This is a genomic window from Actinokineospora sp. UV203 (assembly GCF_056323665.1).
Genome location: NZ_CM150484.1, coordinates 2,619,849 through 2,645,202, shown reverse-complemented (window position 1 = coordinate 2,645,202; position 25,354 = coordinate 2,619,849). Strand labels below are relative to the sequence as shown.

29 protein-coding genes and 1 pseudogene are annotated in these 25,354 nt (G+C 69.1%); 16 read left to right on the top strand and 14 right to left on the bottom strand.

The genetic code is table 11. The features are described from left to right. Positions 1-72 precede the first annotated feature (72 nt). From ACUZ2Y_RS12350 to ACUZ2Y_RS12315, 8 genes are all read left to right on the top strand, one after another. Positions 73-1,272 carry an acyl-CoA dehydrogenase family protein gene (locus ACUZ2Y_RS12350; RefSeq protein ID WP_476330123.1) on the top strand — a complete coding sequence of 400 codons (1,200 nt, stop codon included), beginning with the start codon at positions 73-75 and terminating at the stop codon, positions 1,270-1,272. Then, a complete protein-coding gene (locus tag ACUZ2Y_RS12345) occupies positions 1,269-2,078 on the top strand; it encodes an SDR family oxidoreductase (RefSeq protein ID WP_476330121.1) in 810 nt (269 codons plus the stop codon). The genes ACUZ2Y_RS12350 and ACUZ2Y_RS12345 overlap by 4 nt, the downstream gene beginning before the upstream one ends. Continuing rightward, on the top strand, positions 2,068-2,817 hold the full coding sequence (locus ACUZ2Y_RS12340; protein WP_476330118.1) for an SDR family oxidoreductase: 750 nt from the start codon (positions 2,068-2,070) through the stop codon (positions 2,815-2,817). The genes ACUZ2Y_RS12345 and ACUZ2Y_RS12340 overlap by 11 nt, the downstream gene beginning before the upstream one ends. Continuing rightward, entirely contained in the window at positions 2,814-3,860 is a 1,047-nt protein-coding gene (locus ACUZ2Y_RS12335) for a phosphotransferase family protein (RefSeq protein ID WP_476330115.1), read from the top strand. The genes ACUZ2Y_RS12340 and ACUZ2Y_RS12335 overlap by 4 nt, the downstream gene beginning before the upstream one ends. Continuing rightward, entirely contained in the window at positions 3,857-4,501 is a 645-nt protein-coding gene (locus ACUZ2Y_RS12330) for a histidine phosphatase family protein (RefSeq protein WP_476330112.1), read from the top strand. Before ACUZ2Y_RS12335 ends, ACUZ2Y_RS12330 begins: the two co-directional genes overlap by 4 nt. A 34-nt stretch (positions 4,502-4,535) precedes the next feature. Beyond that, positions 4,536-5,519, top strand: a complete 984-nt coding sequence (locus ACUZ2Y_RS12325; protein WP_476330109.1) for an SMP-30/gluconolactonase/LRE family protein — start codon at positions 4,536-4,538, stop codon at positions 5,517-5,519. A gap of 218 nt (positions 5,520-5,737) precedes the next feature. Then, entirely contained in the window at positions 5,738-6,682 is a 945-nt protein-coding gene (locus tag ACUZ2Y_RS12320; RefSeq protein WP_476330106.1) for an acyl-CoA desaturase, read from the top strand. Between the two features lie 171 nt (positions 6,683-6,853). After that, positions 6,854-7,333, top strand: a complete 480-nt coding sequence (locus tag ACUZ2Y_RS12315; RefSeq protein ID WP_476330103.1) for a PPOX class F420-dependent oxidoreductase — start codon at positions 6,854-6,856, stop codon at positions 7,331-7,333. Here the strand turns inward: ACUZ2Y_RS12315 and ACUZ2Y_RS12310 are convergent. Then, on the bottom strand, positions 7,311-7,952 hold the full coding sequence (locus ACUZ2Y_RS12310) for a Pr6Pr family membrane protein (RefSeq protein WP_476330101.1): 642 nt from the start codon (positions 7,950-7,952) through the stop codon (positions 7,311-7,313). The genes ACUZ2Y_RS12315 and ACUZ2Y_RS12310 overlap by 23 nt on opposite strands. 136 nt (positions 7,953-8,088) lie before the next feature. Between ACUZ2Y_RS12310 and ACUZ2Y_RS12305 the strand changes: the two genes are divergently transcribed. The 3 genes from ACUZ2Y_RS12305 (at position 8,089) to ACUZ2Y_RS12295 (ending at position 9,641) form a co-directional block, all read left to right on the top strand. Continuing rightward, positions 8,089-8,220: a hypothetical protein gene (locus ACUZ2Y_RS12305; protein ID WP_476330098.1), complete on the top strand. Its 132-nt coding sequence runs from the start codon at positions 8,089-8,091 to the stop codon at positions 8,218-8,220. 218 nt (positions 8,221-8,438) lie between these two features. Further along, positions 8,439-8,804 carry an STAS domain-containing protein gene (locus tag ACUZ2Y_RS12300; RefSeq protein ID WP_476330095.1) on the top strand — a complete coding sequence of 122 codons (366 nt, stop codon included), beginning with the start codon at positions 8,439-8,441 and terminating at the stop codon, positions 8,802-8,804. A gap of 330 nt (positions 8,805-9,134) precedes the next feature. After that, a complete protein-coding gene (locus tag ACUZ2Y_RS12295) occupies positions 9,135-9,641 on the top strand; it encodes a hypothetical protein (RefSeq protein ID WP_476330092.1) in 507 nt (168 codons plus the stop codon). Between the two features lie 81 nt (positions 9,642-9,722). Here ACUZ2Y_RS12295 and ACUZ2Y_RS12290 read toward each other — a convergent pair whose 3' ends face one another. After that, positions 9,723-10,034: a DUF2277 domain-containing protein gene (locus ACUZ2Y_RS12290; protein ID WP_476330089.1), complete on the bottom strand. Its 312-nt coding sequence runs from the start codon at positions 10,032-10,034 to the stop codon at positions 9,723-9,725. 121 nt (positions 10,035-10,155) lie between these two features. Here ACUZ2Y_RS12290 and aroH point away from each other — a divergent pair, with 121 nt between their 5' ends. Both aroH and aroF read left to right on the top strand, forming a co-directional pair. Continuing rightward, positions 10,156-10,575, top strand: a complete 420-nt coding sequence (gene aroH / locus ACUZ2Y_RS12285) for a chorismate mutase (protein WP_476330086.1) — start codon at positions 10,156-10,158, stop codon at positions 10,573-10,575. Between the two features lie 25 nt (positions 10,576-10,600). Then, positions 10,601-11,641: a 3-deoxy-7-phosphoheptulonate synthase gene (gene aroF / locus ACUZ2Y_RS12280; protein ID WP_476330083.1), complete on the top strand. Its 1,041-nt coding sequence runs from the start codon at positions 10,601-10,603 to the stop codon at positions 11,639-11,641. 66 nt (positions 11,642-11,707) lie between these two features. Here aroF and ACUZ2Y_RS12275 read toward each other — a convergent pair whose 3' ends face one another. The 3 genes from ACUZ2Y_RS12275 to ACUZ2Y_RS12265 form a co-directional block, all read right to left on the bottom strand. Next, positions 11,708-12,007: a hypothetical protein gene (locus ACUZ2Y_RS12275; protein WP_476330081.1), complete on the bottom strand. Its 300-nt coding sequence runs from the start codon at positions 12,005-12,007 to the stop codon at positions 11,708-11,710. Between the two features lie 7 nt (positions 12,008-12,014). Beyond that, positions 12,015-12,632, bottom strand: a complete 618-nt coding sequence (locus ACUZ2Y_RS12270; protein ID WP_476330078.1) for a response regulator transcription factor — start codon at positions 12,630-12,632, stop codon at positions 12,015-12,017. 231 nt (positions 12,633-12,863) lie between these two features. Further along, positions 12,864-13,643 carry an AfsR/SARP family transcriptional regulator gene (locus ACUZ2Y_RS12265; RefSeq protein ID WP_476330075.1) on the bottom strand — a complete coding sequence of 260 codons (780 nt, stop codon included), beginning with the start codon at positions 13,641-13,643 and terminating at the stop codon, positions 12,864-12,866. A 233-nt stretch (positions 13,644-13,876) separates the two neighbouring features. Between ACUZ2Y_RS12265 and ACUZ2Y_RS12260 the strand changes: the two genes are divergently transcribed. After that, positions 13,877-14,647, top strand: a complete 771-nt coding sequence (locus ACUZ2Y_RS12260) for a helix-turn-helix transcriptional regulator (protein ID WP_476330072.1) — start codon at positions 13,877-13,879, stop codon at positions 14,645-14,647. A gap of 121 nt (positions 14,648-14,768) precedes the next feature. Here the strand turns inward: ACUZ2Y_RS12260 and mtnC are convergent, their stop codons facing one another. The 4 genes from mtnC to mtnA are packed head-to-tail and all read right to left on the bottom strand — an operon-like array spanning position 14,769 to position 17,597. Continuing rightward, positions 14,769-15,455: an acireductone synthase gene (mtnC, locus tag ACUZ2Y_RS12255; RefSeq protein ID WP_476330069.1), complete on the bottom strand. Its 687-nt coding sequence runs from the start codon at positions 15,453-15,455 to the stop codon at positions 14,769-14,771. After that, a complete protein-coding gene (locus tag ACUZ2Y_RS12250) occupies positions 15,452-16,024 on the bottom strand; it encodes a 1,2-dihydroxy-3-keto-5-methylthiopentene dioxygenase (protein WP_476330066.1) in 573 nt (190 codons plus the stop codon). The genes mtnC and ACUZ2Y_RS12250 overlap by 4 nt, the downstream gene beginning before the upstream one ends. Further along, complete coding sequence (mtnB, locus tag ACUZ2Y_RS12245; protein WP_476330063.1) at positions 16,024-16,614, bottom strand: methylthioribulose 1-phosphate dehydratase; 591 nt, start codon at positions 16,612-16,614, stop codon at positions 16,024-16,026. The genes ACUZ2Y_RS12250 and mtnB overlap by 1 nt, the downstream gene beginning before the upstream one ends. Continuing rightward, entirely contained in the window at positions 16,611-17,597 is a 987-nt protein-coding gene (gene mtnA / locus ACUZ2Y_RS12240; protein WP_476331756.1) for an S-methyl-5-thioribose-1-phosphate isomerase, read from the bottom strand. Before mtnA ends, mtnB begins: the two co-directional genes overlap by 4 nt. A gap of 264 nt (positions 17,598-17,861) precedes the next feature. Here mtnA and ACUZ2Y_RS12235 point away from each other — a divergent pair, with 264 nt between their 5' ends. Together ACUZ2Y_RS12235 and ACUZ2Y_RS12230 are read left to right on the top strand one after the other, a co-directional pair. Continuing rightward, positions 17,862-19,178 carry an aminotransferase class V-fold PLP-dependent enzyme gene (locus ACUZ2Y_RS12235; protein WP_476330060.1) on the top strand — a complete coding sequence of 439 codons (1,317 nt, stop codon included), beginning with the start codon at positions 17,862-17,864 and terminating at the stop codon, positions 19,176-19,178. 106 nt (positions 19,179-19,284) lie between these two features. Continuing rightward, positions 19,285-21,318: a multicopper oxidase family protein gene (locus ACUZ2Y_RS12230; RefSeq protein ID WP_476330057.1), complete on the top strand. Its 2,034-nt coding sequence runs from the start codon at positions 19,285-19,287 to the stop codon at positions 21,316-21,318. Positions 21,319-21,321: 3 nt separating this feature from the next. Here the strand turns inward: ACUZ2Y_RS12230 and ACUZ2Y_RS12225 are convergent, their stop codons facing one another. The 5 genes and pseudogenes from ACUZ2Y_RS12225 to ACUZ2Y_RS12205 form a co-directional block, all read right to left on the bottom strand. Then, positions 21,322-21,717, bottom strand: coding sequence for a S66 peptidase family protein (locus ACUZ2Y_RS12225; protein WP_476330054.1), 396 nt, complete (start codon positions 21,715-21,717; stop codon positions 21,322-21,324). A 275-nt stretch (positions 21,718-21,992) separates the two neighbouring features. Then, a pseudogene (locus ACUZ2Y_RS12220) lies at positions 21,993-22,328 on the bottom strand (LD-carboxypeptidase); the annotation flags it as partial. A gap of 166 nt (positions 22,329-22,494) precedes the next feature. Further along, complete coding sequence (locus ACUZ2Y_RS12215; RefSeq protein ID WP_476330051.1) at positions 22,495-23,322, bottom strand: hypothetical protein; 828 nt, start codon at positions 23,320-23,322, stop codon at positions 22,495-22,497. Between the two features lie 81 nt (positions 23,323-23,403). After that, positions 23,404-23,832: a hypothetical protein gene (locus ACUZ2Y_RS12210; protein ID WP_476330048.1), complete on the bottom strand. Its 429-nt coding sequence runs from the start codon at positions 23,830-23,832 to the stop codon at positions 23,404-23,406. Between the two features lie 64 nt (positions 23,833-23,896). Beyond that, positions 23,897-25,348 carry an MFS transporter gene (locus tag ACUZ2Y_RS12205; RefSeq protein WP_476330045.1) on the bottom strand — a complete coding sequence of 484 codons (1,452 nt, stop codon included), beginning with the start codon at positions 25,346-25,348 and terminating at the stop codon, positions 23,897-23,899. Positions 25,349-25,354 lie beyond the last annotated feature (6 nt).

The window sequence follows — 25,354 nt, the reverse complement described above, 5'->3', positions numbered from 1 at the left end:
CACTCCTCGGACCTGTTGAGCATTGCTCGATAGTCAGGGTACCTTGTTGAGCAACGCTCAATAGGAGGCGACGTGGACTTCGCGCACTCGGCCAAAGCGGCCGACTATCTCGCCAGGGTCGGTGACTTCATCCGCACCGAGATCGAGCCGGTCGAGGCCGACTACCACCGCGAACTCGCCGCGCTGGACGATCCGTGGGTCGTCCTGCCGGTCATCGAGGAGCTCAAGGCCAAGGCCCGCGCGGCCGGTCTCTGGAACCTCTTTCTCAAGGACGAGACCGGGCTGGCCAACGTCGAGTACGCGCCGCTCGCCGAGCTGATGGGCCGCTCGTTCATCGCGCCCGAGGTGTTCAACTGCAACGCCCCGGACACCGGGAACATGGAAGTCCTGCACATGTACGGCAGCGACGAGCAGAAGAAGCGGTGGCTCGCGCCGCTGCTGCGCGGGGAGATCCGGTCCGCGTTCTGCATGACCGAGCCGGACGTCGCCTCCTCCGACGCGACGAACATGGCCGCCACCGCCGTGGTCAAGAACGACGAGATCGTCCTCAATGGACGGAAGTGGTTCTCCACCGGCATCGGCCATCCGAACTGCAAGGTCGCCATCTTCATGGGCCTGACCGACCCGGACGCGCACAAGTACGCGCGCCACTCGATGGTCCTGGTTCCCTTGGACACGCCCGGCTTCAAGCTGGAGCGGATGCTGCCGGTCTTCGGCCGCCACGACGAGCCCTTCGGCCACGGCGAGGTCAGCTTCACCGACGTCCGCCTGCCGCTCGACGCCGTCATCGCCGGTCCCGGCCGCGGCTTCGAGATCGCCCAGGGCAGGCTCGGCCCTGGCCGCATCCACCACTGCATGCGCCTCATCGGCCTCGCCGAGAAGGCCCTCGAACTCGCTTGTGTCCGCGCCACCCAGCGGGAGGCCTTCGGCAAGCCGCTGGCCAACCTCGGCGGAAACCGTGAGCGCATCGCCGACGCGCGCATCGCCATCGAGCAGGCGCGCTTGCTCGTTCTCAACGCCGCGTGGAAGCTGGACACCTACGGGCTCAAGGGTGCGCTCTCGGAGGTCTCGCAGATCAAGGTGGTGGTGCCGAACATGGCCCTGGACGTGATCGACATGTCCATCCAGCTGCACGGCGGCGCCGGGATGACCGACGACTTCCCGCTGGCCGCGGCCTACGCGGGTGCCCGCTCGCTGCGCCTGGCCGACGGCCCCGACGAGGTCCACCGCGGCGTCGTCTCCCGCATCGAGCTCAAGAAGTACACGTCGTGAGCCGCCGCATCCTGATCACCGGATCGGGGTCCGGTTTAGGCAAGGCCATGGCCGCGCACTACGCGAAAGCGGGCTGGCGCGTGCTGGTCACCGACGTGGACGCGACCGCCGCCGAGACCGCGGCCAAGGAGATCGACGCCGATTACCTGGTTCTCGACGTGACCAAGGATGAGTCTTGGGCCGCCGCGCGCGACTGGTGCGAGGAGCACTGGGGCGGGCTCGACGTGCTGGTCAACAACGCCGGTGTGGCCTCGGGCGGGCGGATCGACCGCGTCCCGATGGCCGACTGGGACTGGATCTGGGAGATCAACGTCAAGGGCGTGGTGCGCGGCTGCGCCACCTTCGTCCCGATGTTCAAGGCCCAGGGCTCCGGCCACCTGGTCAACGTCGCCTCGCTCGCGGCAATCATGAACCTGCCTGCGATGGCCTCCTACAACGTCACCAAGGCGGGCGTCCTGGCGTTGTCGCAGACCCTTCGCTACGAACTCGAACCGCACGGGATCAGCACCACCGTGGTGTGCCCCGCGTTCGTCCAGACCAACCTCAACGACCGCATGCGCACGCCGGACCCGGCCGCGCTGAAGGTCAGCCAGAAACTGATGGCGTCGTCGAAGGTGACCCCCGAAGACGTGGCCAAGCAGGTTTTCGACGCGGTGGCGGCCAAGCGGTTCCTCGTCCACACGCACGCCGACGGCAGGCGCGCGCAGCGGCTCAAGCGGTTCGCGCCGTGGCTGGTGGACAAGCAGGTCGCCAAGTACTGGGCCAAGCTGCGGCCCAAGATGGAGAAGGATTCCCTTGACTCGTAAGAACATCCTCATCACCGGCGCCAGTTCCGGCCTCGGTGAGGAGATGGCCCGCCAGTTCGCCGCCCTCGGCCGCAACCTGGCGCTCGCCGCCCGGCGCACCGACCGCCTGGAGACGCTGCGCACGGAACTGCTCAAGGCGAACCCGGGCATCAAGGTCGTCGTGCGGGCACTCGACGTCAACGACCACGACGCGGTGTTCAAGGTCTTCGGCGAGTTCAAGGCCGAACTCGGCACCATCGACCGGGTCATCGTCAACGCCGGTCTGGGCAAGGGGCAGCCGCTGGGCACGGGCTACTTCGAGGCCAACAAGCAGACCGCGGTGACCAATTTTGTCTCCGCGCTCGCCCAGTGCGAGGCCGCGATGGAGATCTTCCGCGAGCAGAACGCGGGCCACCTGGTGGTCATCTCCTCGATGAGCGCCATGCGCGGCCTGGGCGGCAACCTGTCGACCTACGCCGCGACGAAGGCCGGTGTCGCCGCGCTCGCTGAGGGCATCCGCGCCGACCTGCTCAAGTCGCCGATCAACGTCTCCACCATCTACCCGGGCTACATCCGCTCGGAGATGAACGAGAAGGTCAAGAAGACCCCGCTGATGGTCGACACCGTGCCGGGCGTGCGGTCGATGGTGAAGGCGATCGAGAAGGAGTCGGCCAAGGCGTGCACGCCGGCGTGGCCGTGGACCCTGATGGGCTTCGCGATGCGCAACCTTCCGCTTAGCCTGGTGGCCAAGCTGTCATGACCGTGGATGAGACCCGGGAGGTCCGGTCGGAGGACAGCTTCGACACCGGCGCGGTCCACGGCTGGCTTTCGTCCATTGTGGATGGACTGGCCGGTGAGCCGACGGTGCGCCAGTTCCCTGGCGGCGCCTCGAATCTGACCTACCTGCTGACCTACCCCGACCGCGCGCTGATCCTGCGGCGGCCCCCGGTCGGCAAGAAGGCCGCGTCCGCCCACGACATGAAGCGGGAGTTTCGGGTCCAGCAGGCACTCAAGCCGGTGTACCCGTATGTCCCGACCGTGCTTGGGTTGTGCACCGACGAGTCGGTCCTCGGGTCCGATTTCTATGTCATGGAACGGATTCCGGGCACCATCCTGCGCGGCGACCTGCCCGAGGGCATGACGCTGAGCGAGGCCGAAGCGCGCGCGTTGTCCACGAAGCTCATCGACCGGTTGGTCGACCTGCACCAGGTCGACCCGGCCGCCGCGGGCCTCACCGACCTGGGCAAGGGCGCGGGCTACGTCGGCAGGCAGGTCAAGGGCTGGTCGGAGCGCTTGCGCAACGCGCGCACCGAGAACGTCCCCGACTTCGCCGAGGTCATGTCCTGGCTCGACGCGAACCAGCCCGGCGACGTGTCCACTGTGGTCATCCACAACGACTGGCGCTTCGACAACGTCGTGCTCGACGACGACCGTGACATCGTCGGCGTCCTCGACTGGGAGATGTCCACGCTCGGCGACCCGCTGATGGACCTCGGCGGCGCTATCGCCTACTGGATCCAGGCTGATGACGACGACGTGTTCAAGGTGGCGCGCAGGCAGCCGTCGCACCTGCCGGGGATGCTGACCCGCGCCGAGATCGTCGACTACTACTGCGACCGGATGGGGCTCAAGCCCGCGAACTGGTCCTGGTACGAGGCGTTCGGCCTGTTCCGGCTGGCGGTGATCATGCAGCAGATCTACTACCGCTACCACCACGGGCAGACGCACAACCCGGCGTTCAAGGACTTCTGGATGTTCGCCGGATACCTGGAATGGCGCTGCCGCGAGGTGATCGGCAAGTGAGCGTTGTCTATCTGCTGCGCCACGGGCAGGCGTCGTTCGGCGCGGCGGACTACGACGTCCTCTCACCAGTCGGACACCAGCAGTCCAAGGTGCTGGGGGAAGAACTGCGAGTCCGTGGCGTCAAGCCCGCTCAGGTCTGGGCGGGCACGCTGGCCCGTCAGCGCGACACGGCCACGGCCACGCTGGCGGCGGCGGGAATAGATCTCGGCTGCGGCACGGACGCGCGCTGGGACGAGTACGACCATCTCGGTCTGGTCCAAGCGCTCGCCGCGCGCGAGCAGGTCGACGCTCCTGTCTCGCCTCGGGACTTCCAAGCGCTCCTGGACCGGGCGCTGGAGGACTGGATCGGCAACGGACTGGAAGTCGGGGCCACTGGCACCTACACCGATTTCGCCGACCGCGCGTTCGCCGCATTGACCGAGGTGGCGGCGGGCGGTGACGCATTCGTGTTCACCTCCGGCGGGGTGATCGCCGCCCTGTGCGCGCGACTTATGGGCGCGGGCGTGGTGGCGGTCAACCGGGTCGTGGTCAACGCGGCGATCACCAAGATCGTCGTCGGGCGTTCCGGAGCGTCGCTCGTGTCGTTCAACGAGCATGGGCATTTCGAGGGAGCCAACCGGGATCTCCTCACCTACCGTTGATCAAGCCGTGAACCGAGTGTCGGGAGTATCAGCAATGGGTCGTCCGAGGATCGAGCCGGTCGTGTGGCGGGCGCCGCGCCCAGGGCGCAAGCCGAAGCCGTCGCTGCCGCCGCTGACGGTCCACCAGGTCACCGGCGCGGGCGCCGAGGACGTCCTCGTCGACGAGCACGGCCACGTGTTCACCGGCGTCGAGGACGGCCGGGTCCTGCGGCTCACCGCCGACGGCAGGCGGCTCGACACCATCGCCGACACCGGCGGGCGCCCGCTGGGACTGGAGCTGTACCCGGACGGGCGGCTGCTGGTGTGCGACGCCGACAAGGGCCTGCTGCTCGTCGACAAGAAGGACGGCGAGATCGAGGTCCTGATCCCGGCCGGGCCCGGCTTGCGGGTGTGCAACAACGCCGCCGTCGCCAAGGACGGGACGATCTACTTCACCGACTCCACCAGCCGCTTCGACCTTGAGTTCTGGCGGGCCGACATCCTGGAGCACTCCGGGACCGGCCGACTCCTGCGCCGCTCCCCGGACGGGTCCGTCGAAACCCTCCTGGACGGCCTGCACTTCGCCAACGGGGTGGCGCTCGCCGCCGACGAGTCCTACGTCGTGGTCGCCCAGACCGGCGAGTACTGCCTCAACCGGCTGTGGCTCACCGGTGACCGTGCGGGGCAGTCCGACGTGCTCGTCGACAACCTGCCCGCGTTCCCCGACAACATCTCCACCGGATCCGACGGCCTGATCTGGATCGCCTTGGCGGCCCCGCGCGATCCGGTCGTCGACCTGCTGCTGCGCACGCCGCCACGGATCCGCCAGGTGTTGTGGCGGGTCCCGGAACGGTTGCAGCCCAAGGAAAAGCGTGTGGTGTGGGTTCGGGCCGTGGACGGCGCCACCGGGCGGCTTGTGCACGACTTCCACGGCAAGGCGCCGGACTACCACATGGTGACCGGGGTCCGTGAGCACCAGGGAACTGTGTATTTGGGAAGCCTGAACGAGCGGGCAATCGCCCTTTTCGGGCTACCCTGAAGTGGACACGGTATGGAAATCGGGCCGTCCGACCGCGGGCGCGAAGTTGTGACTTGGGTCTCGCTGTGACCCGGCGCCGCGCGGGAAAGCGGCAGGTCGGACAAAGCCTCATCTCGTCGACGCTTGGTGTCTGCCTGAACGCCTGGTTTGCTTACCGCTGAGCAGGTACTAATTCCCCCAGACACACTGGGTGAGTACCCAGGAGCCGGAGGGCAGAGATGACCGCGACCGTCGAGGGCAGCACGCAGGTGGACCAGGATGGGCCCAAGCCCATGTTCGGGGAGCCGCGCGGGCTGTGGCCGCAGATCGGCACGTACTTGTTCATCCTCATCCCGTTCGTCGCCCTGATCGCCGCGGTCCCGTTCGCCTGGGGCTGGGGGCTGGGCTGGGTCGATGTCGGCCTGGCGGCGTTCTTCTACACGTTCACGTGCCTCGGCACGACCGTCGGATTCCACCGTTACTTCACGCATGGCGCGTTCAAGGCCAAGCGCGCGGTCCGCGTCGGGCTGGCCATCTCGGGCAGCATGTCGCTGCAGGGGCCGATCCTGCACTGGGTCGCCGACCACCGCCGCCACCACGCCTTCGCCGACCGCGACGGCGACCCGCACTCCCCGTGGGCCTTCGGCACCTCGCCCGCCGCGCTGGTCAAGGGCTTCTGGCACGCCCACATGGGCTGGATCTTCGACCGCAAGCTGACCAACGCCGAGCGTTTCGCGCCGGACATGCTGGCCGACCCGGACATCCGCCGCATCGACAAGCAGTTCGGCATGTGGACCGCGGTCACCATGCTCGCGCCGCCGGTGCTCGGCGGCCTGATCACCTGGTCCTGGTGGGGCGCGGTCACCGCGTTCTTCTGGGCCAGCCTGGTCCGCGTGTCGTTCCTGCACCACGTCACCTGGTCGACGAACTCGATCTGCCACATCGTCGGCAACCGCCCGTTCAAGTCCCGCGACAAGGCGACCAACTTCTGGCCGCTGGCGATCCTGTCGATGGGCGAGGCCTGGCACAACCTGCACCACGCCGACCCGACCAGCGCCCGGCACGGCGTCCAGCGCGGTCAGATCGACATTTCGGCGCGGCTCATCTGGCTGTTCGAGAAGTTCGGCTGGGTCAGTGAAGTCCGCTGGCCGACACCGCAGCGCCTGGCCAAACTCGCCAAATGAGGCTCGGGACCTAGTGGCTTGCCCAAAGCCGGCCACTAGGTCCTTCTGACAACCCGACCGCGCTACGGACCGGCACCTAAGGGGACCGTGACGTCGGCCGACCACGGTTACCCGCCAACCGCCATCAAATGGCAGGTGACCAACCCTAAAATTCCGGGGAGGCGGGACAGCATGTCGCCCCGAACTGCCACGGTCCGTCGCCCCGACCGCGTCGAGCTGCTCGACTTCCTGCGGGCCCGCTCCCGCTGCGTGCTGACCACGCGGCGGGCCGACGGCAGCCCGCAGGTGTCCCCGGTGGCCTACGGGGTCGACGCGCGGGGCCGTGTGGTGGTCTCCACGTACCCGGAGCGGGCCAAGGCGGTCAACCTGCGCCGGGACCCCGTCGCGACGCTCTGCGTGCTCTCCGAGGACTGGGACGGGCCCTACGTGCAGGTCGACGGCCGCGCCGAAGTGCTGGAACTGTCGGACTCGGTCGAACCGCTCGTCGAGTACTACCGGTCGATCCGCGGTGAGCACCCCGACTGGGCCGAGTACCGCGCGGCGATGGTCCGCCAGGGCAAGTGCCTGATCCGGGTCGAGATCGACCGCTGGGGCCCGATCGCCACCGGCGGCTTCCCCGCGCGGCTCGCTACGCCGGAGCCGTCCGCCTGATCAACGTGCGGTCCAGCGCGCGGGCGCCGAGGGCGAGCACGAGGAACAGCACGGCCACGATCACGCAGTTGAAGATCACCACGAGGTAGCCGTGCTGGCGGACGTCGACGAACGGGTACGGGTAGAAGTCGACGAACGGCCCGCGGACGAGCGTGAACACCAGCCACAGGATCGGGAACAGCGCCGCCAAGCCGATCACCCGGTACTCGATGCCGCCGCGCGGGCCGAAGACCAGCCACCCGGTGATGGTCAGCAGCGGCGACAGGGTGTGCAGCAGGAAGTCGGCCACCGCCGCGCCACCGTGCAGGTCGTAGAGGCCAGAGAGCACCGTGTGGAAGACGACGCCGGTGACCGCGATGCCGAGCAGGCCCGCGAGCCGGAACACCCGCAGAGCCGTCGACTGGCGGTCGGGGTTGAGCGCGAGCAGCGCGCAGGTGACCATCACGATGATGTTCGACTGGATCGTGAAGAAGCTGAACACGTTCGCCACCCGGCCCGCAACGGTGGTGAAGTGGCCCTCCGTGAGGCGGGAGGTGACCATCACCTGCGTGGCGAGCCCCGCCAGGACCACCAGCGCGGTCAAGCCGAACCAGCCGCGGGCCGCCGTTCGCATCGTCATACGCAGAAGGTAGACGGCCTGATCCATTAGCCGCCATCGGGAAGCGGACTGGGCCGATCGGATGATCACTAGGGCAAACGGGTGGTCGAGCGTCGCTTTGGGTAACGACTTGCTCCATTCGGCCGATTGATTTTGTGTGTCCGTCGAATTGCGGGACCTCGCCTGGTCCAAGATCACCGTCGAGCGCCGCGCGAACGAGCGGCGCGCTGAGGCTGCGGGCGACGAGTCGGAGAAGTCCGACGCCGCCGCGTCCGATGATGATCAATAGCGGTCGAGCACATGCGAATGGCCTGAGAATGGGCTGAGAAATTCACCGGGCCGCCGAATTTCCGCCGCCCGATCCGCGTGTCCGCGTGGCGGCGTCAGCGCCATGCATTCGGTCCGTTATAGTCGCCCCGAACTCGACGGCGACCAGCGTGTATTGCGTCCGCGCGGCCCGGCGACGATGACAAAACCGTCGTTAGTGCTTGATTCTCGGAGGCTGCCGTGTCGCCACCCCTGGAGGTGACCACGCGAAGCACTCGCTCAGCTGTGGTGGTCGCCGCCGCGGGTCGGATCGACCTGCTGACCGAGCAGCCGTGGCGGGAGCAGATCGAGGACGCGTGCGCCGAGGAGTCGGTCAAAGCGCTGGTAGTCGTGGATCTGGAACGCGTGACGTACCTCAGCGTGGGCACCGCGCCGCTGTTGTTGCGGGCGCATTACCACTGCCTGCACCGCGGCAGGCGGCTGCGCGTGGCGGTCCCGCCCGGACCGGTTCTCGGCACGATGCAGCTGACCGGGGTGGCCGAGACGGTGGCTTTGTTCCGCGATCTGGACTCCGCGCTTCGGCCGATGGTCCAGTCGTCGTGGTAACTGGGAAAAATTCATCTTCGACCCATTTCGGTCGCGTATGCGCGCGAACGGAGTAAAAAGCAAGAGCCCCTTCGAGTGTTTTTGCGAGATTATCGGCACAGAATGAGCCGAACGTGCTTCCTGGTGTTCCTGTGGGTGATTCGGCTGGGTTCCGATCGCTTCCGGTGGCTCATTGACGAGGATCTTCACGCTGTCGTGGATCTCGTCCGCGTGGGTCGGGTGACGATAGGTGTGACCTGCGACGATGACGACTGGTGATCCTTTGGTGACTTACCGTCCCGACTGGTAGCCCTGCAGTAGCGGTAGAAGACACCCGGAGAGGACCTTTCGATGAATCGTCACCTCGTTCGGCTCGTGGCCTCGGTCGCGACCGTGAGCGTGCTGTCAATGGCCGGGACAGGTATGGCGTCCGCGACCCAGCCCGGCTCCGCCTCGGCGGAGGCATCCAACTCGGCGCCGGCCGCCCAGCTGCAAAAGCTGCACGACCAGATCGACGCCGCTTATAAGGCGGGCGACCCCAAGGCCCTGCTCAGCTCGGTGACCGAGCTGCGCCCGGTCCTGGCCCAGGTCCGCGACATCGCCCGCAGCAACAACACGCTGCACGTCGTCGAGGAGGCCGACGACACGTCCGTCCAGATTCAGGACAAGCTCAAGCAGAACCCCCAGGTGCTGCCCGGTTTGCCCAGTCCGATCGCCTTGGTGACCGACCTGGTGACGACCCTGCTGACCCTGGTGCTCTCGATCGTGGCAGGCCTGCTGGGCGGGCTGCCGATCCCGATCCCGGTTCCGGTGCCGCCGTTGCCGTTGCCGGTTCCGATCCCGACCCCGAGCGGCTGATCGGTCGCGCTCGGTCGAGCTGACATGCGAGAGGCCCGTGGGCACGCGACGCAGCCGTCGTGTCCACGGGCCTCTCGCATGTCAGCTCAAGGGCGACCGAGCCGCGCCCCCCGGAGGGGGCGCCATTACCCCGTAGCGCTCGGCCGCCCGGGCGCGTGCCTTGGCGGCCTCGATCTCGCGGTCGCGCGGGGAGGCGGTGGTGACCAGGGAGTCGAGCAGTTCGCGGGTCGCCGCGGCCACCTGCTCGACCGCGCGGTCGAAGGCCTCCTGGTTGGCCGCCGACGGCTTCGTCGAGCCGCTGACCTTGCGCACGTACTGGACCGCCGCCGCGCGGACCTCGTCAGACGTCGCGGGCGGCTCGAAGTTGTGAAGGACACGAATGTTGCGGCACATGCCCCCAGGGTGACACATCTGGGCACTGCCGGAGAAGACGATCGGAATCGGTCGGTGGCACGCTGGGATTCCGCGCCCCCAACGGGTTCGGGACGGTGTCGACGATCTTGGCGGTGGCGGGATGACGGCGGTGCGGGCGATTCGCGGCGCTATCCAGGTCGACCGGGACGAGGTGTCGCTCATCGTCGCCGACACCGGCACCCTGCTGACGGAGATCATGAGCCGCAACGGTCTCGTGGCCGACGACATCATCAGCCTCTTCTTCACCATGACCCCCGATCTCGCGAGCGGATTCCCGGCGGTGGCCGCGCGTGAGCTCGGACTGGTGGACGTGCCGCTCATGTGCGCCACCGAGATCGCCGTGCCCAACGCGCTCAGCCGGGTCGTCCGGGTGCTCGCCCACGTCAACACCGACCTCTCGCGCGGCGACGTCGAACACGTCTACCTGCGCGGCGCGGGGAGGCTGCGGCCGGACCTGGTCGCGGGCACCCGCCAATCCCGGCAGCGGCACTCTCGCGGCGGCCCCAGCTTGTCCGCGTGACGGAAGGACGAGAGGAACCACGCTCATGGTTATCGTGATGACGGCCGACGCGACCGAGGCGGATGTCGCGGCGGTCGTCGCCCAGATCGAAGCGGTTGAAGGTCAGGCTTTCGTCAGCAGGGGAGTGCGCCGCACCATCATCGGACTGGTCGGCGACGTCGACCGGTTCGCCGAGATGGACCTGGACCGGCTCAAGGGCGTGAGCAGCGTCCGGCGGATCACCGCCGGGTACAAGCTCGTCAGCCGCGAGCAGCACCCGGCGCGCACCACGGTGCAGGTCGGCGGCGTGCCGATCGGGCCGCATACGGTGACCATGATCGCCGGGCCGTGCGCGGTGGAGACCCCGGAGCAGACCCTCGCCGCGGCCCGGATGGCCCAGGCCGCGGGCGCGACGATCCTGCGCGGCGGCGCGTTCAAGCCACGCACGTCGCCGTACGCCTTCCAGGGGTTGGGCATCCACGGCCTGCGGATCCTGGCCGACACCCGCAAGATCACCGGAATGCCGGTCGTCACCGAGGTCGTCGGGCCGCGCGACGTCGACGTGGTCGCCAACTACGCCGACATGCTCCAGGTCGGCACCCGCAACATGCAGAACTTCCCGCTGCTGCAGGCGGTCGGGGAGTGCGGCAAGCCGGTCCTCCTCAAGCGCGGGATGAACGCCACGATCGAGGAGTGGCTGATGGCCGCGGAGTACATCGCCCAGCGTGGCAATCTCGACATCGTGCTGTGCGAGCGCGGCATCCGCACGTTCGAGACCGCGACCCGCAACACGCTCGACATCTCCGCGGTCCCGGTCGCGCAGCGGCTCTCGCACCTGCCGGTCATCGTCGACCCTTCGCACTCCGGCGGCAGGCGCGACCTGGTGCTTCCCTTGAGCCGGGCGGCGATCGTCGCGGGGGCCGACGGCCTGATCATCGACGTGCACCCGCAGCCGGAGGCCGCACTGTGCGACGGCCCGCAGGCGCTGGTCACGGAGGACCTGCAGACGCTCGCGCACTCGCTGCGGCACCTCACGGCGTTCATGGGCCGCGTGCCCGGTGAGCGTGAGGAGTGGCTGGCCGGTTGATCCTCTGTGGACTGTCGGGCACGCCGTCGCGGGCGCCCGACAGTCCGTCGATCGAGAGTCAGACAATCAGGCCAGAGGGCGACCGTGCCAGCGCCGATAGTCTGCGCGCTTTTGTGCGGCCCGCTCATTGATCGCCGACTCTGGCACGTCGTTGGCTTCGATGAAGAAGTCGATTGCCGCGCGCACGTCACCCAGTTCGGCGATCAGCCGGTCGCGTAGGTCCGTGCCGTCCCAGTGGGCCTGCCGGCCGCCGGCGCCGATCAGCTTTCCGAGCACCTGGATCAGTTCGCCGGTCTCCTCGATCACCCGGCTGGCGCCCGGCCATGTGGAGCTGCCGATGCTGTACGGGCCGGCGTTCGGATCCATGTCGGAATCAGCCGGAACCGGAGAGCCAACCCGCTTCGCGGGCGATTCGGATGGCGTCCACCCGGTTTCGTGCCCCGAGTTTCGTCACGATCGAGGCCAGGTAGTTCCGAACCGTCCCCGGCGACAAGAACAGCTTCCCGGCGATCTGGCCCGCGTCATGACCGTCCGCCGCCAACCGCAGGATCTCGGTCTCGCGGTCGGTCAACGGGCACTCGGGCATGTCCCAGGCGGCGAGCGCCAGCTGGCTGTCCACGACCCGCTCACCGGCGGCGATCTGGCGGACCGCGTTCGCCAGCTTGTCCGCGGGTGCGTCCTTGAGCATGAAGCCGTTGACCTTCGCGGCCAGGGCTCGGCGCACTGTGGCGGGCCTGCCCAGGCTGGTCAGCATCAGCGTGCGGCAGGCGGGGACCTCGACCTGGAGCTCGGTCGCCGCCGTCAGGCCGTCTTTTCCGGGCAGGTCGATGTCGATGATGGCGACATCCGGGTTCGACGCCCGCGCGGCGGAGACGATCTTGTCGCCCTCCGCCACCTCGGCGACGACCTCGATGTCCGGTTCGAGGTTGAGCAGCGCGACGAGAGCACCCCGGACCAAGTGCATATCCTCGGCGAGCAGCACCCTGATCACGATTGGTCCCCTTGCTCGTGCGAGCTTCGAACAGCGAGCGCCATCGTAAACCCGAGGGCGGACACACGTCGGGATTGGGGGGACACCATCCGCCGCGCAAGTCTTTCGCAGCAGCGGACGGTGTCAGCTCTGGGGGATTTCCTACTATTACGATAGCCAACACGATCGGGTGAATAACAGTGATGAGGTCACGAACCCGTCGTGACCGAGTGAGTGTCCACTTGAGACATCTCAGCGGCCGGTGGAGAGGAGTTCCTGTTGTAGCCGCTGCAGGTCCGCGCAGGGTTCCAGGCCGAGTTCCTCGTTCAGTTTGGCCCGCAGTTCGCGGTACATCTCCAGGGCCTCCAGACGCCTGCCGCTCAGGCCCAGGGCCCGCATGAGTTGTCCGTGCAGTCCTTCGTCGTGGGGGTTCTCGGTGACCAGCGACCGCAGTTCGGCGATCAGGTCCCGGTGTTGGCCCGCGTCGATCTCGGCCTGGATTCGCAGGTACCGGGCCGCGTGCTGCTGCTCTTCCAAGTCCACCGCGTAGGCCGACAGGACCGGCCCACAGGGAACGTTGGACATCGCCGGGCCCGTCCACAGCTCCAGCGCCGCGCGCAGGGTCTTGGCCGCCTCCGCGGGCCTGTCGTCGGCCATCAGGTCGCGGCCCCGGCGGAACATCCGGCGGAAGGTGAAGACGTCGATCTGCTCCGGATCCACTTTGAACACGTACCCGGGCGCCTTGGTGCGCAGCACGTCCGAACCGGCCAAGCCATTGCGCTCGATGCACTGCCGCAGGTGGTACACGTAGGTCTGCATCGTCTTGCGCACGCTTCGCGGCGGGTGCTGCGACCATAACTCGCGGATGATGGTCTCGGAGTCGACGACCTGCCCGGCGCGCATCAGCAGCAGCGCGAGCAGTTGCAGGACCTTCGGGCCGGTGGGTGCGTAGTCCACGTCGTTCATGCGGACCTCCAACGGGCCCAACAGGGTGAACCGGACCAGATCCTGGTCTCCGCGCGCGCCGGTCACAGTGGGTGCCCTCCCCTCGGCCGCATGTTCTTCGACCGTAGTCCCACGAGCAGCGCCGCGTTAGTGATCAACACACGACTGTCCGGGTGAGTCGGTGGCGCCGCGAAGATGCGCAACGCATGCGCTGGACGTGGCGTTAGTCCTGGCTTCGTCCACGCCTCGAACAGTGCATAGCACTGTAGGTGCGGAGAGTGCGGGGGTGACACGGTCCCCGGCCGAGACAGGAGGGTGCCATGAAACCCGTCATCCGCAAGGCGATTGCCGCGATCCGGGCTCGTTACGCCGAGCCGATCGCGTTGACCGAGTTGGCTTCCGAGGTGTTCGTCAGCCCATTCCACTTCTCCCGCGTCTTCTCCAAGGAGACCGGGGTGACGCCGGGCCGGTACCTGACGGCGGTGCGGCTGTTCGAGGCGAAGCGGTTGCTCCTGACCACTTCGATGACTGTCTCGGACATCGTCTGCGGCGTGGGCTACAGCAGTGTCGGCACGTTTACCAGCCGGTTCACCAAGGCCGTCGGCCTGACACCGACCCAGTACCGCTCGCCGGAGGTGGCGAAGCTGCTGCTGGCGGTCTCGCCCGGCTTCTTCGCGCTGCCCTCCCTGCAGGACGTGGGCCCGCAGGTCGGCCTGGTCTCCGGGCCGGACTCGGTGTCCGGCCGGATCACCCTGCCCGAGGGGATGCGCGGCAACGTACTGGTCGGCCTGTTCGCCGACGCGATCCCGCAGAGCGGGCCCATCGCGTTCCGGTATGTGGCGGCCTCGGGTACCTCCTCGTTCACGATTCCCGGCGTGCCCGCGGGCAGCTGGCACGTCGTGGCGCTGGCCCGCTCGGCCACCGGTGAGATCCTCATCGGCGTGCCGCGCGAGGTCGTCGGAGCGGGGGACTACGTCGACGTGCGGATGCGGGAACTCGATCCCACCGATCCGCCCATCGCCGTCACGCTGGCGCGTCGGGAGATGCTCGGCACCGGTACCGGCCGCACGCACCGGTTGCGCGCGGTCTGATTACGGGTGTCACGGCCGGCGCCGTGCGCGGCGCCGGCCGTGATCGGGTGGTGGTCCGCTTCCGCGGACCGAAGCCCTTCCGTCCGCTAATGGTGCGGCACAAAGTTTCGGTGTGACGTCCTCACGTTTGCGGTGGGAATTCCGCACGTGGAACGGCTTCGAACGTCGCGACCGCCGGATGTGTTCCCACGTCGGGGTTTCCGTCCTCGGGCCTGCTGACCCCCACCGTCCGCCACCCGGCCTCGCGTGCCGCGTCGAGTTCGGCGACGGCGTCGGACAGGAACAGGATCTCGTCCGGTTGGGCGCCGATCACGCTGGCGATGTGCTTGTAGGAAGCGGTTTCCTTCTTCGGCCCGCCGCTGACGGTGTCGAAGTGCCCGTCCAGCGACGACAGCAGGTCACCCTGGTCGGTCTGGGAGAACCAGAGCCGCTGCGCCAGCACGGAACCCGAGGAGTAGATCCAGATCCGCACCCCGCGCTCGCGCCAGTCGGCCAGTGCGGGCGGCACATCCGGGTACACCACCCCGCGCAGGTCTCCGGCGAGGAAGCCGCGCTCCCAGATCAGGCCGTGCAGTGTCTTGAGTGGACTGTGCTTGAGGTTCTGGTCATGCCAGTCGAGCAGGGTGGCCACCACGTCGGCGTCGGCCCCGGCCAGCTCGCGAACCCCGTCGCTGACCTCGGGTGTCCCCGGCCGCTCGTCGGCGATCCAGTCCGCGATCCGTTCCCGCGCATAGGGGAACAGGATGTCGTGGACGGCGGACAGGGGGCTGGTGGTGCCCTCGATGTCGAGGACGACGGAGCCGATCACGCGGCCAGCAGTTCGTCGAGGGTCGGCATCCCGGCGGAGATCTTCGACCCGGTGAAGCCCGCCACCCAGCCGTCTTCCTCCTGGAAGAAGCGGATCGCGCAGAAGTGCGGCCGCTCGCCCATGTCGAACCAGTGCGTCGTGCCCGCCGGGACCGACATCAGGTCACCGGCCTCGCACACCACCGCGTACACCTTGCCGTCGAGGTGCAGGTAGAAACAGCCGGTGCCCTCGACGAAAAAGCGGACCTCGTCCTCGTCATGGGTGTGCTCGTCGAGGAACTTGGTCCGCGCGCCCGCGGCCTTCGTCGGCCAGTCCGGGTCGCTGTCGTCGGGCACCAGCCGGACCACGTCGACCAGCGGGTACGGGCCCTCCTTGGCCACCCGGTCCACCTCCGACCGGTAGGCGGCGAGCACCTCGTCCTGGCCCGCGCCCGCAGGCAGGTCGACGGTGTCCCAGTTCTCCAGCGTGATGCCGAACGGCGCGAGCTGCGCGGAGATCTCAGCGGAATCCCGGGTGCGCACCAGAACCGTCGTGGCGTCGTCGTCCGGCATGACCTGAAGCAGGGTCATCACGTGTTCCTTTCGATCAGCATTCGCAGCCTGCACAGCATTTCGAGGCATTCCATCCGGTTGCGCGCCGCCTCCAGTGTCGGGCCCCAGGTCGTCGCGCCGTGCGCGCCGATCAGCAGCGCCGGGGGAGCGTCCGGGGTCAGCCGGGCGGCCACGTCGGCGCCGATGCGCGGCACCTCGGCGTGGTTCTCGAAGACCGGGATCAGGACCTTGTCGGTGGCGCCCAACCCCTTGATGATCTCCAGCCCGACGAACTCCTCGACATCGGCCCCCCGTCGGGCGGCCAGCGCGGCGACCGCCGTGGCGTAGGGCGGGTGGGCGTGCACGACCGCGCCGCAGTCGGGAAAGACCTGGTAGAGCGCGGTGTGGATGGACGTCTCGGCCGACGGGCGCAAGCCCGCGGAGTCGACCGGCCGGGCGTCGGCGATCCGCACCCGCACGGTGTCCTCGCTGGTCAGCGAGCCCTTGCTGACCCCGCTGGCGGTGATCAGCGCGGTCTCGGCGTCGAGCCGCACCGAGATGTTGCCCGCCGTGCCCTCCATCCACCCACGCGCGTAGAGCTGGGCGGACATGGCGGCGAGGTCGGTCATCCGAAAATCCCCTGCTCGGTGACGACGGCGGTGATCAGGTCGGCGGGCGTCACGTCGAACGCCGGGTTGAACGCGGCCGTCCCGGCGGGCGCGACCGCGACCCCGCCGAACGCCGTGACCTCGTCGGCCGAGCGCTGCTCGATCTCGATGTCGGCTCCGGTGGCCAGGGTCGGGTCGAGCGTCGAGACCGGCGCCACGACGACGAACGGCACGCTCGCCCGCCGCGCCGCCAGGGCCAGCGAGTAGGTCCCGATCTTGTTGGCCACGTCACCGTTCGAGCAGACCCGGTCGGCGCCGACGAGCACGCAGTCGACCATGCCCGCGGCGAGCGCGGCCGGGCCCGCCGAGTCCACGCACAGCCGGTGCGCGATGCCCGCCTCGGCCAGCTCCCACGCGGTCAGCCGGGCGCCCTGCAGCAGCGGCCGGGTCTCGCCGAACAGCACTTCCTCGACGTGCCCGGCCTCGGCCAGCGCCCGGATGGTGCCCAGCGCCGTGCCCCAGGCGACCGTGGCGAGCCTGCCGGTGTTGCAGTGGGTCAGCAGCCGCAGCGGACGCCGCTCGCACAGCCGCAGCACCAGCTCCGCTGCGTTCGCGGCGGCGGCCCGGTTGCGGTCCTCGTCCTCGGCCAGGATCGCCAGCGCCTCGGCCAGCACGGCGGGCGCCCCGCCGTCGAGATGCGCCACGACCCGGTCGACGGCCCAGCTCAGGTTGACCGCGGTCGGCCGCGCGTCGGCGACCCGGCGCGCGTCGGCTCGCACGGCCTCGACGTCGCAGCGGCCGTCGACGGTGTGCAGCTCGGCGGAGATGGCCACCGCGAGCGCGCCGGCGACACCGATCGCGGGGGCGCCGCGAATGGCGAGGCGCTTGATGGCGTCGATGACCTCGTCGACCGTGCGCAGCCGAAGTTCACGGTAGTCATGCGGCAACGCGCATTGGTCCACCGCGACAACGCTGCCGTCCTCCCATGCCAGCGACCGCGCCATGGCCCCGTTCCGCTCGTCGTCCGATTCCGGGGGCCACTGTAATGTGCGGCGGCGGGCGGCCGGTCGGCGTCCCACGGGAGAGGGATTCCTCCTTTCTGCGCTCTGACCCGCGTTTCCCTGTTCGCCTGGCCCGTGAGATGTGAATCTGGAAACAGTGAAGATCACACCGAATGGCTGTGTACTCGGGGATGCGCAGGTGCCAGGTTGTTGCGTCGTCGGGCACGAGCCGACGCGATCCGCACGAATGTCGGGAGGACCCACCCCATGTCGACGCAGTCTCCGCCCAACCCCATCGCCGCCACCCGCACCCGGCGCCTGCAGCCCGAGGGCCAGGTGGAGGAACGCCCGCCCGGCCCGCGTGTGCTCGGTGGGGACGTCGTCGTCGACACGCCCCGCGGGCTGCTGACCTACGCCAACCTCGACTACGCGGCCTCGGCGCCGTGCGCGGTCGCGGCGCAGGAGGCGGTCAACGAGATCCTCCCGTACTACGCCAGCGTCCACCGCGGCGCCGGAGCGCTGTCGCAGAAATGCACGCGCGGGTTCGAGCACGCCCGGCAGACCCTGGGCTGGTTCATCGGCGCCCGCCCCGAGGACCTGGTGGTGTTCACCCGCAGCACCACCGACTCGCTCAACCTGCTGGCCCACATGGTTCCCGCGGACGCGAAAGTGGTGACCTTCGCCGGCGAGCACCACGCCAACATGCTCCCGTGGCGCGACCCGATCCGCCTGCCGGTCCCGGCCACCCCGGCCGAGGCCGTCACCTGCGCCGAGGCCGCGCTCACCGACCTGCGCCGCACCCACAAGGGCCCGATCCTGCTGGCCGTGACCGGCGCCTCGAACGTCACCGGCGAGGTGTGGCCGGTCGCCGAACTCGCCCGGGTCGCGCGAACCGTGGACGCCCGCATCGCCCTCGACGCCGCGCAGCTGGCCCCGCACCGGCGGGTCGACATGGCCGAACTCGACGTCGACTACCTGGCCCTGTCCGGCCACAAGCTCTACGCGCCGTTCGGCGCCGGCATCCTGGCGGGCCGGTCGGACTGGATGGACGCGACCACCCCGTACCTGGCCGGTGGCGGCGCGAGCGCGCTCGTCGGCGACGCCGCGGGCGACGTGAGCTGGCACCCGTCGCCGAGCAGGCACGAGGCGGGCAGCCCCAATGTGATCGGCGCGATCGCCATGGCCGCGGTCTGCACCGCACTCGACGACGCCGACTGGGACGCGATGGCCGCGCACGAGCACCGGCTGGTGGCGACCCTGCGCGAGGGACTCGCCACCGTGCCCGGCGCCCGCGAGCTGTCGATCTTCGGGACCGACGCCGACCGCGTCGGGATCGTCACCTTCGCCGTCGCGGGCCACGACTCGTCGGACGTGTCGGCGTTCCTCGCCAAGCGGTACGGGATCGGTGTGCGGGACGGCCTGTTCTGCTCGCACCCGCTGACCCGCGGGCTGCTGCGCGAGGCCGGTTCCGCCGAGTGCACCCTGCCGCCCACCGCGGTCCGCGCGTCGGTCGGGCTCGGTTCCAAGATCGAGCACATCGACCGCCTGATCGACGGCCTGCGGGAGCTGACCTCAGGGGCCTGACCCTGACCGCAACCAGGGACGTTCCCCGATGTCCGCGGCGGGACGCGCTGGGAGGGTGATGCCGGGAGCGCGGCAGACGCGCGGTTCGCGGCGAGGGGGAATTTCGATGTTCGAGGTCTTAGTCGGGTCGGACACAATGGTCGACTTGGCACTGATCGCCCTGTGGGCGCTGGCGGCGTGGCGGCTGGGGAGCCTGGCGAGGCAGCCCGACGCCCGGAAGCGGGCGTCGGGCGCCAAGCGGGTGCGGGCGCTGCTGGTCGTCGCCGGTGTGCCGGTCGTGGCGAAAGCGGTGCTGATTGTGCTGCTTTTGGCCCATGGCCGGGAGTTCGGCGCCAACGACCTGGTGTTCGGTGTGCCGATGGTGCTGGTCCCGGCCGTGCTCACCTACGTCTGGACGTTCCCCGCGCTGCGCCACCCGGACGATCCCGCGCTGTTCAAGGAACTGAAGGTCGGTCTGCCGCCTCGGTTGACCGCGATCGGCGGCGCGTTCGCCTTCTGGCTCGGCTTCTTCAAGCAGCCGGTCGGCGGGCTGGTCGACGAGATCGCGATCTACGGTTTCCTGTTCCTGATCGCGGCGCTGCTGCAGGTCGTCAAGCTGCGCAAGGTGTCGGGCCTGCTCGCCACCGGCTCGCCGTTCCCCGGCCTGGGCGCGCGCGTCCTGCGGACGGGGGCGAAGGTCACGGCGTTCGTCGCGGTGGTGGTCGTCGGCTCCGTGTGGGGGTCGTCGTCGAGCACGCTTCCGGGCAGCTACAACATGGCTGAGCACGGCGGCATCGCGCACGCCGCCGGTGGCCACGGGTCGGGCGGCATCTCCCCGGTCGCGTACAGCCCCGCGCCGGGCAAGCCGATCACCGAGCTGACCGGGCCCAGGGACGGCGTGCCGGACAAGAGGTTCACGCTGACCGCGCGGACCACCGAGATCACTCTGCCGTCCGGGGCCAAGACCCAGGGCTGGACGTACGACGGCACTGTTCCCGGTCCGCTGCTTCGGGTGCGGCAGCACGAACTCGTGGAGGTCGAGCTGCTCAACTCCGACGTCGAGGCGGGCGTTTCCCTGCACTGGCACGGGGTCGACGTGCCCAACGCCGAGGACGGTGTGCCGGGCCTGACCCAGGACGCCGTGCGGCCCGGCGGCAGGCACGTGTACCGCTTCCGTGCCCCGGACGTCGGAAGCTACTGGTACCACTCGCACCAGGTCTCCTCCGAGCAGGTGCGCGCGGGCCTCTACGGCGGGTTCATCGTCGACCCCCCGGCGGGCCCGGAAGGCGCCATCACCGACATTCCCGTGGTGGTGCACACTTTCAAGAACCAGATCCAGGTGATGAACGGGACCGACCTGCTCGATCGCAAGGAGGTTCCGGCGGGCACGAAGACCCGGCTGCGGCTGATCAACTCCGACAGCCAGACCCGCAAGTTCAGCCTCACCGGCACGCCGTTCAAGGTCACCGGCATCGATGGCACACCGGTCAACGGTCCCACCGAGGTCACCGACACCGTCTTGGTCCTCGGCGGCGGCGCCCGCTACGACGTCGAGTTCACCATGCCGGCCGCGCCCGTGCGGCTGGCCACCCTCGGGCACCCGGACGCGGGAATGCGGCTGAGCCCCGACGGCACGGGCGACCGCGCACCCAGGTTCGACGGCCCGGAACTCGACGCGAACAGCTACGGAACTCCCGCGCCCACGGAATTCGGCGCAGACACCCCGGCCGCGCGGACGGTCGAGTGGGTCATGGACAACCGGCTTGGCTTCTACGACGGGAAGTTCGCCATGGTCTACACCGTCAACGGCGACCTGTTCCCGAACGTCCCGGCCGTGGTGGTGCGCGAAGACGACCTGGTGCGGATGCGGTTCGTGAACCGAAGCTTCGTCGACCACCCGATGCACCTGCACGGCCACCACGCGCTTGTGCTGTCGCGCAACGGTAAGCCCGCTTCGGGTAGTCCACAGTGGCTCGACACCGTGACCGTCCACTCAGGAGAGACGTACGAGGTGATGTTCAAGTCGGACAACCCAGGCTTGTGGATGGACCACTGCCACGACCTCGACCACGCGGCGCTCGGGATGGTCATGCACCTGTCCTACGAGGGTTACACCACGCCCTTCGTGGCCGGACACGACACACCCAACCAGCCGGAATGAGATCTACGCCAACGTTTGGCTGACGGTGCTCTCGGTCGCGTTGTGGACGACGCGGCCGAGAGCGCCGTTGACCAGCGGCAGGTAAGGCGGTACGTGCCCGCACTCGACGTCGGCGATGAGCGGGACACCAAGGCAGCCAAGGGCATCGACCATCGCCTCGTGCTGGCTCAGCGACGCGATGCCGGGAGCGCGGGTCCGGCCGATCAGCACCGCCGCGGCCCGGTCGAAGAACCCGGCGAGCCGCATGCCGTGCACGTTGCTGCAGATGGTCGCGGCGTCGTCCCCGGAGACTTCGATGTAGACCAGCAGGTCCCCCGAGATCGCCTTGGTGTCGCCGAAGCGGGTGCCCATGAGGTTGCAGAGGGACTCGACGCAGCCGCCGATGAGCGGCCCGGACACGTCCACATCGCCGTCACCGTCGAGGCGGGTCCAGCGGCCGGGTTCGTCGAGGGTGAACTCGTAGACGTCCGGGTAGTCGCGGTAGTCGTCGAACCCGCTTGAGCGGTGGACGCCGGGGGACGACTGGGTGAAGGTCGACCCGGCGGGCAGAGCGACGATGTCCAGCCAGGACAGCAGCCCTTCGGGGCCCCGTATGGCGTGTCCATCAGGTTGTTGCCGTGGATGGTCGCGACCCCGGTCAGCAGGGTCAGCGGGGTGATGATCGTGGACATGTCGGAGAACCCGACCACCCACGTCGGTTCCGCGTCCCGGATCGCGTCCCAGCCCAGCAGGGGCAGCAGGTCGATCGCCGTCTCCCCGCCCCACGGCGGCACGATCGCCCGGATGTCCGGGTCGGTCAGCATCGCGGTCAGTTCCCGCGCCCGCTCGGCGGCGGGAGCGCTGACGTGGCCCGCGCCATCCATGCACTGGCCGACCACAACCTCGTAATCGCGCGTCTCGACGACCGCCACCGCGAACTCCAGGCGCGGCAAAAGGTCCGCGCCCACCCCGCTCGACGGTGACGTGACGCCGATCCGGTCGCCCGCCTTGAGCGGTGCTGGGAACCTCATACCCGGAAATCTAACTGTGACATGGCGCCGGCTCCGCCGGCGCGGCTCGGTCGCTTTTGTGGTGACGTTTCGGGGGTCCCGCACGAACACTGCCAACTTCGATGGCGTGTTCGTGCGGGACCCCCGAAACGTCACCGCGACCGAGCGGGGTGGGTTGCGGGGTGGGTTAGAGGCCGGATACGAGCCGCCTTGGGCCGATCAGGGCGGCGACGCCGACGAGTAGGTAGCCGAGTGTGGGGCCGAAGGCGCCGACGCTCAGGTCGCTGAGGTCCGAGGCCTTCTGCAGGTCCATGACGGCGAACACGTGCACCCCGGACAGTCCGATGAGGACGAGCCCAGCCACCCGCCGGAACATGCTGACCGCCGTTTTGAGCACGAACACCACCAACACCACACCGGCGACGGCCACGAGCGCCACGACGATCTCCTTCGTGCCGAACTCGTGCTCGCCGAAGGAGCCGGTCAGCGGGCCGAGGCCGTAGCGCAGCAGCAGGTAGCCCATGCCGAGCAGCATCAGCCCGGCCCAGACGACCTTCATCGCGACCGATTCCAGCACCGCGGCGAAGGACAGCAACACACCGAGGATCATCAGCGGGTAGGTGAACAGCACGACGTACCAGTCGCCGAAGCTGTTCGCGCCGCCGTTGGACAGCGTCTCCCACAGCTCGAACAGCGATCGCGGGTCGTTGCCCTGGCTGACCCAGGGCAGGACGGTGAGGCACAGCAGCTGCACCGCGCTGCCCAACAGCGTCAGGATGAGCCCGATGCCGGGGATCCGGAATCCCGAGGACGACGGCGGCTCCGCCCGGGGAGCGGGCGGCCGCGGCGCCTGCACCCGCTGCTGCGGCGCGCGGTACTGGGGTTCCGCTTCCTGCCAGTGCTGACCCTGCTGGTACTGGCCCTGCTGGGGCGGGTACTGGCCTTGCCGGGGCGGCTGACCAGGCTGCCAGTTCGGCTGCGGGGCGCCCTGTGGACGGTGCGGCGGCTGCGTCATGCCCGGAACCGTACAGTCCCGCCGGCTGTTTGTGGCCGAACACTTTCGACCACGATGGGCGTAGGCGCCCCCGCGACGAAACTAGCCCGCAGACGGTAGACCAGCGGCGGAGAGCGCCTGCCACAGCGAAGGCTGCGCCTGCCGCCGGACATCAAGCCCGCCGACGTGCCGACAACTGAACGCCTCAGCCCGCAACTCGGCGGACTTCCCAACCGTATCAACGAACCGCAACACGAAAGTCGGACCGAGGTCGGCGGTGCATTGGAGGTCCGAAGGCGGCGACGGCAACGAGCACACCGCCCGAGCCACCTGTCGGATCGCTGAAGCGTCAGTGGTCGTCTTGGTCGGCGGCGGCTCCTGCGTGGACCCCGCGGGATCTTCACGCGTGACGGTCAACTCGCCCGCCTGATAGTCCGGTGAGCACAACGGCGAGTTCTCCGCCGAAGTCCCCTGCCCGCACGCCGCGACGAAGACAGCAGCGGCCAGCATGCCGATCACCTTGAGCACCATGGGAAACAGGGTGACACGCGGGGCGGCCTGGCACCCCCCAAACGGCCAGGCCGCCCCACCGCCCTCACTCCGTGGCGAGGGCGAATTCCGGTGCGGGCACCGGCTCTTCCCGCCGCCCCAACACCCCGGACAGGGCAACCAGCAGTCCCAGCACGGAAATCCCAGTGACCACGAACAACGCCGGTGTGAGCCCGGTGAGCAGCGCCTCCCGGGAGGCGTCACTGCCGCCGTTCGCGGTGAGCACCGCGGTGATCACCGCGAGCCCGATGGCACCGCCGACCTGGACCGACGTGTTCAGCAGGCCGCCCGCGAGCCCCTGTTCGCTGTCCGCGACACCCGCGGTCGCCTGGATGTTCAGCGAGGAGAACGCCAAGGTGAAGCCGATGCCGAGCAGGACCATGCTCGGCAGGACCGCGCCGAAGTAGCCGGAGTGCTCGTCGACGCCGAGGAACAGCGCGTACCCGACGACGTGCGCGGCGACGCCGGCGAGGATGGTGCGCGACGTCCCGAATCGGTTGATCAGGGGTTCGACCCGGGGCGAGCCGAACGCGACGATCGCGGCCGCGGGCAGGAACCCGAGCGCGGTCTGCAGCGGGGACCAGCCCAGCACCGACTGCAGGTAGAGCATCACCACGAACTGGAAACCGATGTACCCGCCGAAGAACAGCGCGCCGCCCAGGTTGGCGCGGGCCAGGGGTCCGGACTTGAGGATGCCGAGCCGCAGCAGCGGGTGCGTGCTGCGCTTCTCGATGATCACGAACGTGGTGAGCAGCGCCAGGGCGAGGGCGAACGAGATCAGCGTGCGCGGTTCGGCCCAGCCGACCTCGGGCGCTTCGACCACGGCGAACACCAGCAGCAGCGAGCCCGCGGCTCCGGTGATGGCGCCGGGCAGGTCGTAGCCCGCCCCGGTGCGTTCCGGCCGGTAGTCGGGGATCAGCTTGATGGCCGCGACCAGTGCGGCGATCGCGATCGGGACCGGCAGCAGGAACGTCCACCGCCAGCCGACCTCGGTCAGCAGGCCGGAGAAGACGAGACCGGCGGAGTACCCGCTGGCGCCGAACACCGCGAAGATGCCGATCGCCTTGTTGCGCGCCGGGCCCTCACGGAATGTCGTGGTGATGATGGAGAGTGCGGCGGGCGCGGTGAACGCGGCCGCGACGCCCTTGATGAACCGGCTGGCGATCAGCAGCGCGCCGTTGTCGACGAGGCCGCCGAGCAGCGAGGCGACCGCGAAGACCGCGACCGCGATGAGGAACACCCGGCGCCTGCCGAGCAGGTCGGCGGTGCGGCCGCCGAGCAGGAGCAGACCGCCGTAGCCGAGCACGTAGCCGCTGACGATCCACTGCAGCGCGCTGGTCGAGAGCCCGAGTTCGGCCCGGATGGAGGGGAGGGCGACGCCGACCATGGAGACGTCGAGCGCGTCGAGGCCGATGACGGTGGACACGGTCAGGAGGACGCCCCACAGGCGTGCGTCCCACCGCGTGGAGGTGGTGGACAGTTGGGTGGAAGAGCTCATGATCTG